At 70.7% G+C, this 16,106-nt stretch carries 15 protein-coding genes; 8 read left to right on the forward strand and 7 right to left on the reverse strand.

Annotated features, from left to right (window positions below; genetic code table 11):
* Nucleotides 1-15 precede the first annotated feature (15 nt).
* Nucleotides 16-1,761, reverse strand: coding sequence for a tetratricopeptide repeat protein (locus ACLF3M_RS18085; protein WP_430658362.1), 1,746 nt, complete (start codon nt 1,759-1,761; stop codon nt 16-18).
* 10 nt (nt 1,762-1,771) lie between these two features.
* On the opposite strand from ACLF3M_RS18085, the gene ACLF3M_RS18090 reads away from it, so the two are divergent.
* The 8 genes from ACLF3M_RS18090 (at nt 1,772) to ACLF3M_RS18125 (ending at nt 8,073) form a co-directional block, all read left to right on the forward strand.
* Entirely contained in the window at nt 1,772-3,079 is a 1,308-nt protein-coding gene (locus ACLF3M_RS18090) for a class I SAM-dependent methyltransferase (protein WP_430658363.1), read from the forward strand.
* A gap of 32 nt (nt 3,080-3,111) precedes the next feature.
* Nucleotides 3,112-3,393, forward strand: coding sequence for a hypothetical protein (locus tag ACLF3M_RS18095; RefSeq protein ID WP_430658364.1), 282 nt, complete (start codon nt 3,112-3,114; stop codon nt 3,391-3,393).
* 59 nt (nt 3,394-3,452) lie between these two features.
* Entirely contained in the window at nt 3,453-3,968 is a 516-nt protein-coding gene (locus ACLF3M_RS18100) for a DUF4142 domain-containing protein (protein ID WP_430658365.1), read from the forward strand.
* A gap of 168 nt (nt 3,969-4,136) precedes the next feature.
* Nucleotides 4,137-4,904: an imidazole glycerol phosphate synthase subunit HisF gene (gene hisF, locus ACLF3M_RS18105; protein WP_430658366.1), complete on the forward strand. Its 768-nt coding sequence runs from the start codon at nt 4,137-4,139 to the stop codon at nt 4,902-4,904.
* Nucleotides 4,905-5,492 (forward strand): phosphoribosyl-ATP diphosphatase, encoded by a 588-nt coding sequence (locus ACLF3M_RS18110; protein WP_430658367.1) that lies wholly within the window; start codon nt 4,905-4,907, stop codon nt 5,490-5,492. It begins immediately after the preceding gene.
* 13 nt (nt 5,493-5,505) lie between these two features.
* Nucleotides 5,506-5,892: a histidine triad nucleotide-binding protein gene (locus ACLF3M_RS18115; protein ID WP_430658368.1), complete on the forward strand. Its 387-nt coding sequence runs from the start codon at nt 5,506-5,508 to the stop codon at nt 5,890-5,892.
* A gap of 48 nt (nt 5,893-5,940) precedes the next feature.
* Nucleotides 5,941-6,786 (forward strand): SirB1 family protein, encoded by an 846-nt coding sequence (locus tag ACLF3M_RS18120; protein ID WP_430658369.1) that lies wholly within the window; start codon nt 5,941-5,943, stop codon nt 6,784-6,786.
* A gap of 237 nt (nt 6,787-7,023) precedes the next feature.
* Entirely contained in the window at nt 7,024-8,073 is a 1,050-nt protein-coding gene (locus ACLF3M_RS18125; protein WP_430658370.1) for a helix-turn-helix transcriptional regulator, read from the forward strand.
* Between the two features lie 3 nt (nt 8,074-8,076).
* On the opposite strand, the gene ACLF3M_RS18130 is transcribed toward ACLF3M_RS18125, so the two are convergent.
* From ACLF3M_RS18130 to ACLF3M_RS18155, 6 genes are all read right to left on the reverse strand, one after another.
* Nucleotides 8,077-9,129 carry an alpha/beta fold hydrolase gene (locus tag ACLF3M_RS18130; protein WP_430658371.1) on the reverse strand — a complete coding sequence of 351 codons (1,053 nt, stop codon included), beginning with the start codon at nt 9,127-9,129 and terminating at the stop codon, nt 8,077-8,079.
* Nucleotides 9,130-9,212: 83 nt separating this feature from the next.
* Nucleotides 9,213-10,556, reverse strand: a complete 1,344-nt coding sequence (locus tag ACLF3M_RS18135) for an RtcB family protein (RefSeq protein WP_430658372.1) — start codon at nt 10,554-10,556, stop codon at nt 9,213-9,215.
* Between the two features lie 417 nt (nt 10,557-10,973).
* On the reverse strand, nt 10,974-11,291 hold the full coding sequence (locus ACLF3M_RS18140; RefSeq protein WP_430658433.1) for a hypothetical protein: 318 nt from the start codon (nt 11,289-11,291) through the stop codon (nt 10,974-10,976).
* Complete coding sequence (locus tag ACLF3M_RS18145; protein ID WP_430658373.1) at nt 11,227-11,547, reverse strand: P1 family peptidase; 321 nt, start codon at nt 11,545-11,547, stop codon at nt 11,227-11,229. Before ACLF3M_RS18145 ends, ACLF3M_RS18140 begins: the two co-directional genes overlap by 65 nt.
* A gap of 38 nt (nt 11,548-11,585) precedes the next feature.
* Entirely contained in the window at nt 11,586-12,914 is a 1,329-nt protein-coding gene (gene odhB, locus ACLF3M_RS18150) for a 2-oxoglutarate dehydrogenase complex dihydrolipoyllysine-residue succinyltransferase (RefSeq protein ID WP_430658374.1), read from the reverse strand.
* Between the two features lie 22 nt (nt 12,915-12,936).
* Complete coding sequence (locus ACLF3M_RS18155; protein ID WP_430658375.1) at nt 12,937-15,828, reverse strand: 2-oxoglutarate dehydrogenase E1 component; 2,892 nt, start codon at nt 15,826-15,828, stop codon at nt 12,937-12,939.
* Nucleotides 15,829-16,106: the final 278 nt, after the last annotated feature.

The raw sequence follows: 16,106 nt of genomic DNA on the forward strand, positions 1-16,106 counted from the left end.
GGCGACCGAGCACCCTCAGTTCCGCCCAGGCGCCCCGCTGCTGGAGACGACATCCGGCCGGGAAGGCGAGTATTCCGCCGCCCGACGCCGGGCGATCTCCGCTTCCTCGACCCGCCCGAGCCTCTGCAGGACCATCGCGCGGAAGTTCCAGTTCTGTGCGCCATACGGCCGCATGCGCAGCGCCTCGTCCATCGTGGCCAGCGCATCGTCGCCACGACCCAGCGCGACGAGGATCAGGGCGCGCGAGCCCAGCACGACGCCTCGGATATAGGGCGACGAATCGAGCAGCAGCGCCCGATCGACGGTCTCGAGCGCCTCCTCCGGGCGCCCGCCGATGAGCAGGGTGCGCCCGGTCCACATGAGCGGAAGGGGCGGCTCCGTGTAGTCGCGATTGGGAATCTCGGCGGCGCGACGGTAGGCCGCCAGCGCGTCTTCCGTGCGGTTTACGGCACGCAGTCCGTGACCGTACCAGACATGCGTATCCGCCAGGTCCGGCCGCTCCAGCCGATAGCGCGTCGCGACCTCCAGCGCCTCCGTGCCGCGGTTGAGCGCGACGAGGCTCAGGACCTCGAAGTTGCGCGCCAGCGCGTAGGTCGGGTCGAGGCGCAGCGCGGCACGCAGCTCCGCCAGCGCCTCCTCGGACCGGCCGAGGTTGAACAGCACGCGCCCGAGCGTGCCCCGGCTGAACGCGGAATCCGGGTCGAGCGAGGCGGCGCGCCGGAGCGGCGCGAGCGCGTCGAAGTCGCGCCCGGTCTGCTCGAGCGCTGCCGCCAGCCCGTACCAGCCCGATGCGAAGCGCGGCCGCTCCTGCGTCAGCCGCCCGAAGATCGCCATCGCGCCGTCCACGTCGTTGTCGCCGAGCAGCGACTGGCCGATCAGGTACTCGACCGTGTCGAGCGTCGCCTGGTCGAGGTCCCTCCGGTTGCGCAGAGCGCCGAGCTGCCGGCGCACCGCTTCCTGATCTCGCAGTGTCGTGGCGACGTGCCAGGCATAGACCTGGGGCTGCAGCGCGCGCCAAACCTCGGGCGCCGCGGCGGCGAGCAGCCCGTCGACGTCGCCCGCGCCGAAGCCGCCGATGTTCGCGACCTCGCCATGACCGCTGACGCGCAGCCTGATCGCAAGACGGTCGCCAGCGACGACGATCTCCCCGCTCACCTGTGTGCGCCGGACGTCGAGGGCCTCGCGCAGCAGCGAGGCGAGCGCCTTCAGCGACAGGCCCGCGATCGGCACCGCGAGGTCCGGCTGCTCGCCGGCGAGCTCCGTCGACCGCCGCAACATGCGCTGGCGCTCGGCCGGCGCGGCGGCGTGCTGCATGTGGTCCACGAGCCGGCGCGCCACCACCGCCGGGGCGTGTCCGTCATCGACCAGGCGCGCCGGAACGTCCACGCGCACGATCTCGATGGCTTCGTTGCGCACCTCGCGCCAGAGCGCGACGCCGATCGAGAGAGTCAGCAGGAGGAAGAAGGCGCTCACCAGCACCTGCCGGGCGAACTGCAGGCGCGCCATCGCGCGCTCGCTCGTCAAGCCGGATGGCGTCGCGCCTGCCTCCGCCGGCACGCTCCGCTCGGGCTGGACGGCGTTCGCTTGCGCCACGGCGCTTCCCTTCAGGCAGCCGTGCGGCATGTTCCACCGCGCCGCGCGACGATGGAAGCAATTTCCGTTCGCCAGCGCGGGGGGTCGCCATGGCCTTGGCTTGCCGCCCGGGGCCCTGTATCGCCCGGCATGCCAAGCTGCCGGCTTCCGCGCCGGCTGCGCGAGCAACCGAGGAAGCATGACCGACAAGCGCACCGCCGCCATCCGCCGCCTCGCCGAGCATGTCGCGGCGCTCGTGAAGGCCGATTTCGTGCTCCGGCTCTGGGACGGCTCCGAGGTGCCGATGGGCCCGGAAGCGCGCAATGACCTGGCTTTCGCCATCCGCTCCCCTGCGATGCTGACGCGCCTGGTGTGGAAGCCGAGGATCGACACGATCGCGGAAGGCTTCGCCACCGGCGATCTCGCGATCGAGGGCGGGACGCTGCTCGACCTCGCGGCGCGGGCGGAAGGCGGCCGGCGCGGACTCATCAAGAAGGTGGACAAGGCGCTGGCGGCGCGCGCGCTGCTGCCCTTCCTCTTCGGCCAGGGCTCGGCGAAGACCAACCATGCCTGGACCGGCCCCGGGGACGCCGCGGCGTACGGCAAGGGGCGCGACGACAAGGCGCTGATGCATTTCCACTACGATCTGTCGAACGCCTTCTACGCGCTCTTCCTCGACCCCGAGATGGTCTACACCTGCGCCTACTGGCCGACCGCCGAGACGACGCTGGAGCAGGCCCAGATCGCCAAGCTCGACCTCGTCTGCCGCAAGCTGCGGCTGCAGCAGGGCGAGCGACTTCTCGACATCGGCTGCGGCTGGGGCGGCATGGTGATCCACGCCGCGACCCACTACGGCGTGCACGCCACCGGCGTGACGCTGGCCGAGGAGCAGTACGCCTACGCCGTCGAGAAGGTGAAGCGCCTCGGCCTCGAGGACCGCGTGACGATCCTGCTGAAGGACTTTCGGGACCTCGACGTCCCGCCCTTCGACAAGGTGAGCTCGATCGGCATGTACGAGGCGGTCGGACTCGACAACCGCGAGGGCTACTTCAGGGGCATCAAGGACCGCCTGCGGCCGCGCGGCGCCTATCTCCACCACGCCATCGCGCGGCCGATGAAGAAGAACGAGAAGGAGTTCCGCAGGAAGCGGCCGGAGTTCGATGCGCTGGTGAAATACATCTTCCCCGGCGGGGAGCTCGACCACATCGGCGGCACGCATGACGCGATGGAGCGCAACGGCTTCGAGATCCACGACTGCGAGGGGCTGCGCGAGCATTACGGCCGCACCTGCCGCGCCTGGACGGACCGGTTGTTCGCGCGACGCGAGGAAGCGGTGAAGGAAGTGGGCCTGGCGAAGACGGAGATCTGGCTGCTCTATCTCGCGGGCTGCGCGCTTGCCTTCGAGCGCGGCACCGTCGGCATCTTCCAGACGCTCGCGACGAAGCGCGCGCGCGGCCCGTCCGGCCTGCCGCCGACGCGCAACGATTGGTATCGCAACGACGGTTGAAGCGCGCCAGCGCGCGGACCATCTCGCGCGCCATGATGGAGTTCCGACCTTCGGCGCCGCGCAAGGCGGCCGGTATCGGCATGCTGGGCCTCGGCGTCCTCGGCCTGGTGCTGCCCTTCCTGCAGGGATTCCTGTTCCTGGCACTCGGCGTCTTCATCCTGCGCCACCAGTACGTCTGGGCGCATCGAGGCATGGGCTGGATCGAGGGCCGCTGGCCCGGCGCCGTCGCGAAGGTGGAGGGGATGGAAGCGCGCCTGCTCGCCCGCTTCCGCGCCGGCATGGAACACGTCCGCGGCTGGTTCCGCCGGGGCTGAAGGCAACCCGCGGCGCCGAGCCCCGTTCCACGGCGACCCCCAAACGCCGGAGACACGCCATGCGCCGTCGCGCCGTCCTTGCCGCTCTCGGCACCAGCCTCGCCACGCCCGCCCTCGCGCAGACCCTGCTGGAGCGGCTGACCGGCACCGTCGGCGCCGGCACCTTCGTCGAAATGGCCACCATCTCCGACAATTTCGAGATCACCTCGTCGAACCTGTTGCTGGCGCGCAGCCAGCACCCGCAGATCCGCGCCTTCGCCGAGCACATGGTGCAGGCGCACACCCAGTCATCATCCGAGCTCAAGGCCATCCCGGAGGCGGTGACGCGGCTGTCCACCGCGCTCGACGAGCGGCATGGCGACATGCTGGAGGCGCTGCGCCGCGCCGAGGATGTGGACCGGCTGAACCGGCTCTATGTCCAGATGCAGGTCCAGGCGCATGAGGAGGCGGTGGAACTCTACGAAACCTATGCCCGCAGCGGCGGCGTGCCCTCGCTGCAGGCCTTCGCGCAGAAATACGCGCCGGAGATCAGCCGGCACCTCGCCATGGCGCGCGCGCTGCAGGCGCCGGGCTGACCGCTGCCCCGGGGCGGCCCCGTTCCGGCCGCCCCCTTCCTGGGATGAAGGACCGGCGCCCGCGCGCGCCGGAACCGCTTGACCGGCGCGCAGGCCCGGCGCAAAGGGCGGGTATTCCCGCAACCCGGATGTAGGTCCACGACGGACCCTCCGCCCCGGAGCACGCCGGTGCTGGCCCTGCGCGTCATCCCCTGCCTGGACGTCAAGGACGGCCGGGTCGTGAAGGGGGTCAATTTCGTCTCGCTGCGCGACGCCGGCGACCCGGTGGAGCAGGCGCGCGCCTATGACCGGGAAGGCGCGGACGAGGTGACCTTCCTCGACATCACGGCGTCCCACGAAGGCCGCGACACCATGCTCGACGTGGTCTCGCGCACGGCCGCCGAAGTGTTCATTCCGCTGACCGTCGGCGGCGGCGTGCGCAGCGTGGAGGACATGCGGAACCTGCTGCTGGCCGGCGCCGACAAGGTCTCCGTCAACTCCGCCGCCGTCGCCGACCCCGCGCTGGTCACCTGCGGCGCCGAGGCCTTCGGCAGCCAGGCCATCGTGGTCGCGATCGACGCGCGCCGCAGCGGCGACCACTGGGAGGTCTTCACCCATGGCGGCCGCCGGGGCACCGGCATCGACGCCGTGGAATGGGCCAGGCAGGCCGAGCGGCGCGGCGCCGGCGAGATCCTGCTGACCTCGATGGACCGCGACGGCACGAAGCAGGGCTTCGACCTCGATCTGCTGCGCGCGGTGCGTGCCGCGGTGCGGCTGCCGATCGTCGCCTCGGGTGGCGTCGGCAACGCCGCGCATTTCGTGGATGGTGCCAGGGCCGGTGCGACCGGCCTGCTGGCCGCCAGCGTGTTCCACTACGGCGAGATGCGGATCGCCGAGGCCAAGGCGGCGCTGGAACAGGCGGGACTGCCGGTCCGCCCGGTGTCGGAGGCCCCCTAGATGGCCAAGCCCGTGAAGAAGCCCAAGGCGAAGCCGAAGAAGATCCCCTCGGCGGAGCCGACGGCCAGGAGCAAGGCGAAGGCCCGGAAGGCAGCGCCGAAGAAGGCGAAGAAGAAGGCGCGCAAGATGGCGGTCGCGCTGCCGATCCCGCCTGTCCTGCCCGCGGTGCCGGTACGGCCGCGCGTCGATCCCGCGGCCACCGCGCTGACGCCCTTCGCCGCGCCGGCCGCCGACGCATCCATCCTCGATGCGCTGTGGCGCACAGTGGAGGCGCGCCGCCACTCCGGCGATGTCGAGCATTCGCACTCCGCGCGCCTGCTCGCACGCGGCACGCCCAAGGTCGCGCAGAAGCTCGGCGAGGAGGCCGTGGAATGCGTGATCGAGGCGACGCTGGGCAACCGCACCGCCACGATGCTGGAAAGCGCCGACCTGCTCTATCACCTGGTCGTCGTCTGGGTGGATGCGGGGATCAGGCCGGAGGAGGTCTGGTCCGAGCTCGCGCGCCGGCAGGGCATCTCCGGCATCGCGGAGAAGGCCGCGCGGCCGAAGGGCATCATCCGCGCCGCGCAGACGACCAAGCTGCCGTAGAAGGAGCGCCGCCATGCGCATCACCGGCCTGCCGCCCTACGATCCCACCAATGTCTTCGCGAAGATCCTGCGGGGCGAGATCCCGTCGAAGCGGATCCATGACGACGCCTTCGCCGTGGCCTTCCACGACATCAATCCGCAGGCCCCGGTGCATGTCCTGGTGATCCCGAAGGGCGCCTACGTCTCCCACGCCGATTTCAGCGCCAAGGCCAGCGATGCCGAGATCGCGGGCTTCTGGCGCGCGGTCGGCAAGGTGGCGCGCGACCTCGGGCTCGAGTCAGGCGGCTACCGCATCCTCTCCAACATGGGCGAGGATGGCGGGCAGGAGGTGCCGCATTTCCACGTCCACATCTTCGGCGGGCGCCGCATCGGGCGAATGGTGCCGCGCGCCGAGGGTTGAAGCGCCGCCGCGCTTGACCGCGCCCCGCATCCGCGCGACCCAGCCGCGATGACGACGCCGCAGCAGGAAGCCCGCGCCGCGCTGGAAGCCGCCGGGCGGCTGCCCGACGCGGAGCTCGACATCGCCGCCGTCGCGCTGCAGTTCGCGCGCGTGGACCAGCCCGTGGCGGACTGGCAGGCCGCGCAGCAGCACCTCTCGGACCTCGCGCGCGCCGCGGTCGAACTCGCCAGCGCCGACGCGCAGGCCGATGCCGGCGACCTCGCGCGCCGCCGCGCCACACTGGCCGAGCTGCTGCATGGCGAGTTCGGCTATGCCGGCGACACCGAGAGCTACGACGATCCGTCGAATGCAAACCTGCTGAAGGTGATCGAACGCCGGCGCGGCCTGCCCGTCGCGCTCGGCATCCTCTGGCTGCACGCTGCCGAGGCCGCGGGTTGGGAAGCGCATGGCGTGGACTTTCCCGGCCATTTCCTGGTGGCGCTGTCCGGCCGCGGCCAGGTCGTGGTGGATGTCTTCGGCGAAGGCCGCGCGCTGGAGGCGAAGGACCTGCGCCGCCTGCTCAAGACCTTCGCCGGCGAGAGCGCGGAGCTCGGCCGCGACACGCTGGCGCCGATGGGCAAGCGCGCGGTCCTGCTGCGCCTGCAGAACAACATCAAGGTGCGGCGGCTTCGCGAAGGCGACCTGACGGGCGCCGTCGCCTGCACCGAGGACATGCTGCGGCTCGCGCCCGATGCCGCGCCGCTGTGGCGCGAAGCCGGGCTGATGCATCAGCGCCTGGGCCATGTGACCGCGGCGATCCTCAGCCTGGAGCGCTTCCTGCAGCTGTCGCCGGATGGTCCGCAGGCCGGCCGCGTGCGCGGGCTGCTGGAGGAACTGCGGCACCGGCTGAACTGAAGCCCGCCGCCACGCCGGGCATACCTCTCGCCCCGCCCACCTCTTCACGAAAACGCGAGGCATACGCCGTCCTTGCTTTCCGCGCGGCCGGAACGGCATGGTGGGCACCGCGACAAAAAAACTCCGAAAACCAGGAATACCGGGCCTTGCGGCCGGTTCGGTTTGGTGTCGCACGGATCCCTGGCTATCCCGCCGGGGATCGCGGCGTGCCGGACGCCGCGCAAGAGGAGACAACGCATGGGCAACGCAGATCCCACGCGACCCGTCGTCCCCGTCACCTTCGACACCGCTCCGCTGCCCCAGAAGCAGCGGATGGATGCCTGGCTCGCGGCCTTCGGGGCGCTGAACACTCTGCGCCTCGCCCGGCCCGCCGAGGATCCGGTGCTGGTGCTTGGCCGCCACTGGCGGCTGGAAGGCATGACGTTGAGCGCCAACCGCGTGCCGGATTCCCGCTTCGAGCGGGAGGGCGCCCAGGCGCGGCGGGACGGGCTGGACCACTGGGCCATCCGCGTTCTGCGCCAGGGCCGCAGCCATGTCCGGCATCCCAGCTTCTCCGCCGTGGTCGGCCCCTGCGAGCCGATCCTGTTCTCGATGCACGAGACCTGGACGACGGACTGGGAGGGGGCGGAGTGGGTGTCGCTGACCATCCCGCGCGACCACAACCCGCAGCTTTCCGCGGGGCTCTCGGCCCTGCCGCGGGGGCCGCTGCGCGGCCCGGGCGCGGGGCTGCTGGCGCAGATGCTGCTCTCGCTGCCGGCGGAACTCGACCGCGCGAGCGAGGCCGACCTGCCAACGCTGGCCGAGGCGGCGCGCGCCATGGTCGCGGCCTGCCTGCTGACCGGCCTGCCGCGCGGTGCCGCGGAAGCAGAGGATCTGCGGAAGGAACGGGTGCGCCAGGCGATCCGCCAGAACCTGGCCTCGGCGCGGCTGTCGCCGGCGCGGCTGTCGGCGCTGACCGGCCTGTCGCGGTCCACGCTGTACCGCCTGTTCGACGCCGAGGGTGGCGTGGCGCGGCACATCCAGGATGTGCGGTTGTCCTTCGCCCATGCTGCGCTGCGCGACCCCCGCCAGGCCGATCGCGGCGTGTCGGAGATCGCGGTCGTGCACGGCTTTCCCGACCCGTCGGTCTTCGCCCGCGCCTTCCGCCGCGCCTTCGGCGTGCCGCCGAGCGCGGTGCGGACGGCGCCGGCCGGCCTGGCGCCGTCCTGCCCGGTGCGCGTGAAGACGCGCAAGCCGGGCGCGCCCGACAGCGACCTCGTCGGCGCGCTCTACGGACGGAGCCTGTAAGCCCTACTGCGGCAGCGTCCTGAGGAAGGCGGTCAGCTCGTCACGCCAGAAGCGTGCGCTGCCGGTGGTGCCGTGGCCGAGCGTCTCGGCGCTCGCCGGGATCACCACCAGGCGCGCGTTCGGGATGCGCGCCATGGCGCGCTCCGTCAGGCCTGTCTCGGGCGGGTTGCGCTCGTCGTCGGCCGAGTTGATCGCCAGCACGCGCGCGCGGATGCGGTCCAGCTTCGGCTCGGGGTCGTAGTCGCGGCTGGCATCCCATTGCCAGATGAAGTCGTTGGCATCGCCGGGCGGCGCGGCGGCGAGCCGCTGGTCCACGATGCGGTCCGCGGCCGCGCGGGTCTGCGCGCCGGTGCTGATATTGAGCGTGCCGCCATTCGTCGCCGTGCCGTAGAAGACGTTGGCGAGCCGCAGGTTCGGTGGCTGGGCCGTGTAGTTGCCGCCGCTATAGGCGGGGTCGTTGCGCACCGTTTCGATCATCAGCCGGCGCAGCATCCAGTTGCGCGCCGACATCGCGGTGGGCTGGGACGCCATTGGCACGATCGCGTCCATCATGTCGGGGAAGTTGGTGGCCCAGGTCCAGGCCATCATCCCGCCCATGGAGTTGCCGACGATCAGCCGCAGCCTGCGGATTCCGAGACCCTCCGTCACCAGCCTCTGCTGGGCGGCGACCATGTCGTCGTAGTTGTAGCGCGGGAAGGACGCGCGCATTCCGTCCGACGGCTTCGACGAATTGCCGGTGCCGAGCGCATCGGGGATGACGATGAAGAAGCGCGTCGCGTCGAGCGGCTGGCCCGGCCCGAAGAGCTCGCCGGCGAAGATCGGCGTCAGCATGCCGCGGGCGTTGCCGTAGGTGCCGTGCAGGATCAGCACCGCGGGGTTCGCGGGATCGCCGAGCGTGACATAGCCCTGGCGAACATCCATGACCTCGCCGGTGTGGAAGCGGAAGCCCGTGGCGGTCCAGCTGCCTTCGCGCGGAGCGGGCCAGTTGGTCTGGGCGTTCGCCGCGGCGGCGATCAGGAGCGGCAACAGCAGGGCTGCGCGGCGCAGCAGGCGCATGGACGTGTCCTCCAATCCTCGTTTCGGCGCAGGATAGCGGAAGGATGCGGGGGAGGGCCAGTTCCGCCCTCCCCCGCCGTCATTCAATCCTTGAAGGGATCGAACTCGCCCGGTCCCGCCATCGCCACCGCGAAGGGGCGGAGGCGATGCAGCACGCGGATCGTGCCGTCATGCGCCGTCAGCACGTCGGGCAGACGACGATAGGCCATCGGGCTCTCGTCGAGATCGCCGCCCGACAGCGTCACGCCGTGCTCGCGCAGCCAGGTCTCCATCTGCTCGCGCGAGAAGCGGCGATGCGCTTCCTTGCGGCTGGTGACGCGGCCGGCGCCGTGGACGGTGGAGTAGAGCGACGCGCGCGACGCCTCGTTCTCCACCCCCTCCAGGATGACGGCGTGGTCGCCCATGGAGCCGCCGACGAAGCCGCGCTGGCCGGGGAAGGCCGGCGTCGCGCCCTTCCGCACGACCCAGAGATCGCGGTCGCCGTGACGCTCCTTCCAGGCGTAGTTGTGGTGGTTGTGCACGGCATCGGTGATCGCGCCACCGATGATCGCGCGCACGCGCTCCACCACCCATTCGCGCCCGGCATAGGCGTAGCGGCCCGCGAGCGCCATTGCCGCGAGATAGCGCTGCCCGAGCTCCGACACCTCGTCCAGCACGGCGGGCGGGACATGCATCCCGTCCTTGCCGCCGGCATGCTTCAGGTATCGCGTGGCGCTGGTGTGGCCCAGGCCGCGCGATCCGAAATGCACGCCGATCCAGACGAAGCCGGCCTCGTCCTCGAACAGGTCGACATAGTGGTTGCCGGAGCCGACGGTCCCGAGCTGCGCGGCCGCCTTCTTCCGGTAGTCCTCCATGCCGGACGCCGCCCAGGCTTCCGCGTCGTCGAACAGCGCATGCTCGGCGCGTTCCTCGTTCACGCGGCCGACGCCGAAGGAGACCGCGCGGCGAATGTCGCCGAGGATCTCGTTCGTGCGCGGCGCCACATCGGCGTACTGCGTGTCGAGGCGCACGGCCATGTTGCCGCAGCCGATGTCGAAGCCGACGCCGCTGACACTGATCTGGCCCTCATACGCGATCACGCCGCCGACGGGCTGCGCGTAGCCGAGATGCCCGTCCGCGCAGAGCGTCGCGCCGACCACCGCGCCGACCTTCATGCAGTTCTTCATCTGCGCGATGGTCCCGGGCTCATGCGAGCCGAAGATCGTCAGCGGCGCGTCGCGATAGCCCTCGGCCTGCTCGGCGAGGACAGCGCCGGCGCGCGCGGCGTCGGCGACCTGCTTCTCGGCGCGCGCGGCGTCGCGGAAGCCGGTCCAGGCCGGCATGGTCTTGCCGGGCTTGGCGGGGTTCGGGATGCGCGTATCGGGATCGACGCCGGCCGTGACGGCCAGTTCGCGCGCACGCGCCTCCAGCGGGTCGGAGGGACGCATCGGATGTACTCCTGGTTTTCGGCAGTCGTGGAAAGGCGGCGCTACGGCGCCGCGGTGTGTCAGCGGAAGGCTGCTTGTCGCCTGGCTTTGCCAAGCATGCTGCCAGGTCGCGCGCCCGCGTTCCGTCCGGGATTCAACCCGGCCGGCCCGCAGGCGACGACAGCGCGGAGCGCGTTCGGCAGCATGGGACACACGATCATCTCGCCGGAACGATTTCCGGCGAGGGCGCGGCGTTTACGCGAAGCGCGCGGGCCGTAGCAAGGGGAAAGTGCGGGCTTGCGAGTGAAATGTTTTGGACCGCCACCGCGACGGAGTCATGGTGCGTGAGATGGGGCGCCGCTGAAGCGCCTCGCGACAGGGAAGCAACCGTCATGCTGACCGCGCGTCGCGCCCTGCTCCCGCTGGATTGAGGGCGCGTCAGTCCAGCTCCGACGCGGTCGGCAGCGGCGGTACGCTGATGCCGAAGAGCTTGCCGACGGTGGCGCCGGCTCCGGCGCCGGCAGGCGGCGCGTTCGTCGCGGCCGCGCAGGCGGCGTGGCCAGCGGCCTCGTCGGGGCGGAATCGCGCATCGCCGACCTGCAGATCGAACAGCACCGCCGAGGGCACTAGCGGTACGGCCAGCCCTGCCGCCGGAAACCCATGGCCGTTCTCCTCCAGCCATCGCATCGCGTCATGCGCGGCGGCGAGGCTGAAGGCGCTGCCGCCGGACGACATCACAGCGTGCACGCGATCCACGAGGTTCGCGGGATCGGTCGGTCTCCCGCGTGCCAGGCGCGGCGCCGCGGATATCGACGGCGGCGAGCGCGCCTTCCGACGTGACGATCGCTGTGCAGCCGGTGGGGCGGCGCGTGTCGGTCCAGTGGCCGACGAGGATGCCGGGGACGTCGCTAATGGCGGCGATGCGCCAAGCGTAGGACGAGAGAAGCGCAAGAAGAAAGGGCGGGACGTGCGCCCGCCCTTCCTGAAGGGGTCTCTTGCGAAGCACCCCCACCCTGACCCGCCCCTTCGCTTGCGGGAGAGGGCAGCGGGTCAGACGTCCAGCATGAGCCGGCGCGGGTCCTCGATGGCTTCCTTCACGCGGACGAGGAAGCTCACGGCTTCCTTGCCGTCCACGATGCGGTGGTCGTAGCTCAACGCGATGTACATCATCGGGCGCGCTTCGATCTTGCCGCCCACCACCATCGGACGCTCCTGGATCTTGTGCATGCCGAGGATGCCGGACTGCGGCGGGTTCAGGATCGGCGTGGACATCAGGCTCCCATAGATGCCGCCATTGGTGATGGTGAAGCTGCCGCCGGACAGCTCCTCCAGCTTCAGGGCGCCGTCGCGCGCGCGCTTGCCGAAATCGCCGATCGACTTCTCGATCTGCGCGAAACCCAGCTGGTCCGCGTTCCGCAGCACCGGGACGACCAGGCCGGACGGGCCGCCGACCGCGATGCCCATGTGCACGAAGTGCTTGTAGATGATCTCGTCGCCGTCGATCTCCGCGTTCACCGCGGGGTATTCCTTCAGCGCGGCGACGCAGGCCTTCACGAAGAAGCTCATGAAGCCGAGCTTCACGCCGTGCCGCTTCTCGAAAACGTCCTTGTATTCGTTCCTGAGCGCCATCACGGCGCCCATGTCCACCTCGTTGAAGGTGGTGAGCATCGCCGCGGTGTTCTGCGCTTCCTTCAGGCGCCGCGCGATGGTCTGGCGCAGGCGCGTCATCTTCACGCGCTCCTCGCCGGTCTCCAGCGCGCGGGCGGGCGCCTTGGCGGCGGGCGTGGACGGCGCGCCGGCCGGCGCGGGCTTGCTCAGGAAGGCCAGCACGTCGCCCTTGGTGACGCGGCCGTCCTTGCCGGTGCCGGGCCCGACCTGGCCGGCGGTCACACCGGCCTCCGCCATCGCCTTGGTCGCGGCAGGGCCGTTCGGCAGGGCGGCGCCGGGCTGCGGGACGGGGCCGGCCGGCGGGCGCGGCGCCTCGACCTGCGGGACGGCCGGCGCTGCGGTGACGGGCGCCGCGGCGGCCGGCGTGCCGGCGGAGGCCGGGCGGGGCGTCGCGCCGGCAGGCGCGCCAACATTGGTCGCGCCGGCAGGCGCACCAACATTGGTCGCGCCGGCAGGCGCGCCACCATTGGCGGCGCCGTTGGCGCTGATCGTGCCGAGCACCGCGCCAGGGCCGACCTCGGCGCCCTCGTTGGCGCTGATCGCGTCGATCACGCCGGCCGATGGCGCATTCACCTCGACGGTGACCTTGTCCGTCTCGAGCTCCACCAGCGGCTCGTCCGCTGCCACCGCCTCGCCGGCCTTCTTCAGCCAGCGCGCCACCGTGGCGCTCGATACGCTCTCCCCGAGTGGGGGAACCAGGATCTCCGTCATCGTCGTTCTGCCTCTTGCGTGGTCAGGCCAGCCTCAGGGCCTGGCGCACCAGTGTCTCTTGCTGCTGCTGGTGGACGCGCGCGAGGCCGGTGGCCGGGCTCGCCGCTTCCTCGCGGCCGACATAGCGCGGCCGCCTTACCTTGTGCTCCAGCCCGCCCAGCACCTTCTCGATGCGGCGGTCCACAAAGGTCCAGGCGCCCATGTTCTCGGGCTCCTCCTGGCACCATACGACCTCGGCGTTGACATAGGGCGCCAGCGCCTTGCCCAGGCTCATCGCCGGGAAGGGATAGATCTGCTCCAGCCGCACGATGGCGACGTCCTTCACGCCCTTGTCGCGCCGTTCCTGCAGCAGGTCGTAATAGACCTTGCCCGTGCACAGCACCACGCGCGCGATCTGGTCGTCCGGCGCGATCGCGTCGACTTCGGGGATGACGTACTGGAAGCCGCTGCCCGGGCCGAAATCAGCCAGCGAGGAGACCGCGAGCTTGTGGCGCAGCAGCGATTTCGGCGTCATCAGCACCAGCGGCTTGCGGTAGTTCGCCTTCAGCTGGCGGCGCAGCGCGTGGAAGTAGTTCGCCGGCGTGGTCAGGTTGCCGACGCGCATGTTCCGCTCCGCGCAGAGCTGGAGGTAGCGTTCCAGCCGCGCCGAGGAATGCTCCGGCCCCTGGCCTTCATAGCCATGCGGCAGCAGCATCACCAGGCCCGACATGCGGAGCCACTTCGTCTCGGCGCTGGCGATGAACTGGTCGATGATGACCTGCGCGCCGTTGGCGAAGTCGCCGAACTGCGCTTCCCACAGCACCAGCGTGCGGGGATCGGCCAGGGTGTAGCCGTATTCGAAGCCGAGCACGCCGAATTCGCTGAGCAGGCTGTTGAAGGCCTCGAAGCGAGGCTGGCCCGCGCGGATGTTGTTGAGCGGCACGTATTCCGCCTGGGTGTTCTGGTCCACGAGGTAGGCGTGGCGGTGGCTGAAGGTGCCGCGCTGCACGTCCTCGCCGGACAGCCGCACGCGATGGCCTTCCAGCAGCAGCGTGCCGAAGGCCAGTGCCTCGCCGGTCGCCCAGTCGATGCCCTCGCCGGTCTCGATCGCCTGTTTCTTCGCTTCCAGCTGGCGGGCGATCTTGGGGTTCACCGCGAAGTCCGACGGCACGCGCGCCAGCGCCGCGCCGACCTCGCGCAGCGTGTCGAGGCCGACGGCGGTCTCGTGCAGCTTCTCCACCTCCTCGCCGACGGCAACCGCCTTCAGGCCGGACCAGTGGCCTTCCAGCCAGTCCGCCTTGTTCGGCTTGAACGACGACGCGGCCTGGAAGGCATCCTCCAGCGTCGCGTTGAAGGCGTCGTACATCGCCTTCGATTCCTCGGCCGTCAGACTGCCCTCGGCGGCCAGCTTCTCCGCGTATTTGGCGCGGGTCGTCCGCATCTCCTTGATGCGGCCATACATGATGGGCTGGGTGAAAGCGGGTTCGTCGGTCTCGTTGTGGCCATGGCGGCGGTAGCACACGATGTCGAGCACGATGTCTGCGCCGAACTCCATCCGGAACTCCGCGCACATCCTGGCGCAGAACACCACGGCCTCGGGGTCGTCGCCGTTGACGTGCAGGATCGGCACCTGGATGCTCTTCGCGACGTCCGTGCAGTACAGGCCGGAATAGGCGTGCAGCGGGACGGTGGTGAAGCCGATCTGGTTGTTGGTCACAATGTGGATCGTGCCGCCGGTGCGGTAGCCGATGAGCTGGCTCATCGCCAGCGTCTCGTACACCACGCCCTGGCCGGCGAAGGCGGCGTCGCCATGCAGCGTGATGCCCATGACGCTGCGCCGCGTCTTGGTGTCGCCCGCCATGTCCTGGCGCGCGCGCACCTTGCCGATCACCACGGGGTCGACGGCTTCCAGATGCGACGGGTTCGGCTGCAGCGACAGGTGCACCATGCGCCCGGCGATCTCGATGTCGGCCGAGGTGCCGAGGTGGTACTTCACGTCGCCCGAGCCCTGCACGTCCTCCGGCGCGGAGGTGCCGCCCTTGAACTCGCTGAACACGGCGGAGAAGGGCTTCTTCACGACGTTGACGAGCACGTTGAGGCGCCCGCGATGCGCCATGCCGATCGCGATCTCGTTCACGCCGAGGCCGGCCGCGACCTCGATCACCGTCTCGATCGCGGGGATGGTGCTCTCGCCGCCTTCCAGGCCGAAGCGCTTGGTGGTGGCGTATTTCTTGGCGCAGAAGGCCTCGAAGCCCTCGGCCTCGGTCAGCTCCTGCAGGATCTTCCTCTTCGCGGCCTTGTCGAATGCCCCGTTCCAGGGCGCCCCTTCGATCCGGCGCTGGATCCAGGCCTTCTGGCCGGGATCCTGGATGTGCATGAACTCCACGCCGATCGAGCCGCAATAGGACGCGCGGCAGATCTTCAGGATCTCGCGGAGCGTCGCGTATTCCTTGCCGAGCACGAAATCGAGGAAGATCGGCCGGTCCATGTCGGCGTCGGTGAAGCCGTAGGTCGCCGGCGTCAGCTCCGCATGCGGCGCCGGCTTCTGCAGGCCGAGCGGGTCGAGCTGCGCTTCGAGATGCCCGCGCACACGGTAGCTGCGGATCAGCATCAGCGCGCGGATGGAATCGAGCACCGCGCGCTGCGCGGCGGCCTTATCGACGGCCGGAGCCGGCGCGGCGGCTGCTTTCGCGTCTTTCTTCGGCGCCGGCGGCGGCTCCGGGTCCGGGCCGAACCTGCCGCGGGAGCGCGGCGCCCAGGATGCGCCGGTCGCGTCTTCCAGCACGGCGCGCGCCTCGTCGTTCAGCGCGGCGAAGAGCTCTGCGAAGGAGGGATCGACGCTGCCGGGATTCTCCGCCCAGCGGGCATAGAGATCGGCGAGGAAGGCCGCATTGGCCCCCGACATCACGCTGGCAAGAACGTCCACACCGGCCATTCTGTCCTCCTCGGCGGCGCCGGCCTGGCGGCCGCCGGTTTTCCTCAACCTTCGTTCCGGGTCCGTCCCCGGATACGCGAGCGCGCCCCGGCGGGGCGCGCAGCCGTCACATAGATAAGGCGGAGGGCGGGATCATGGCAGTCCTGACCCCCGCGTGGGCGGAGGGTCGGGCCTGCGCCCTTCCGCCGGCTCAACGGGCGCCGACGATACCCTCTCCACCCACAGGGAGGAGAGGGAAGGGTGAGGGGGGCGTCGAGATGGCGAGCGCTTCTCCCATC

This window comes from Falsiroseomonas sp. HW251 (assembly GCF_050563545.1).
In the GTDB taxonomy this organism is placed as follows: domain Bacteria; phylum Pseudomonadota; class Alphaproteobacteria; order Acetobacterales; family Acetobacteraceae; genus Falsiroseomonas.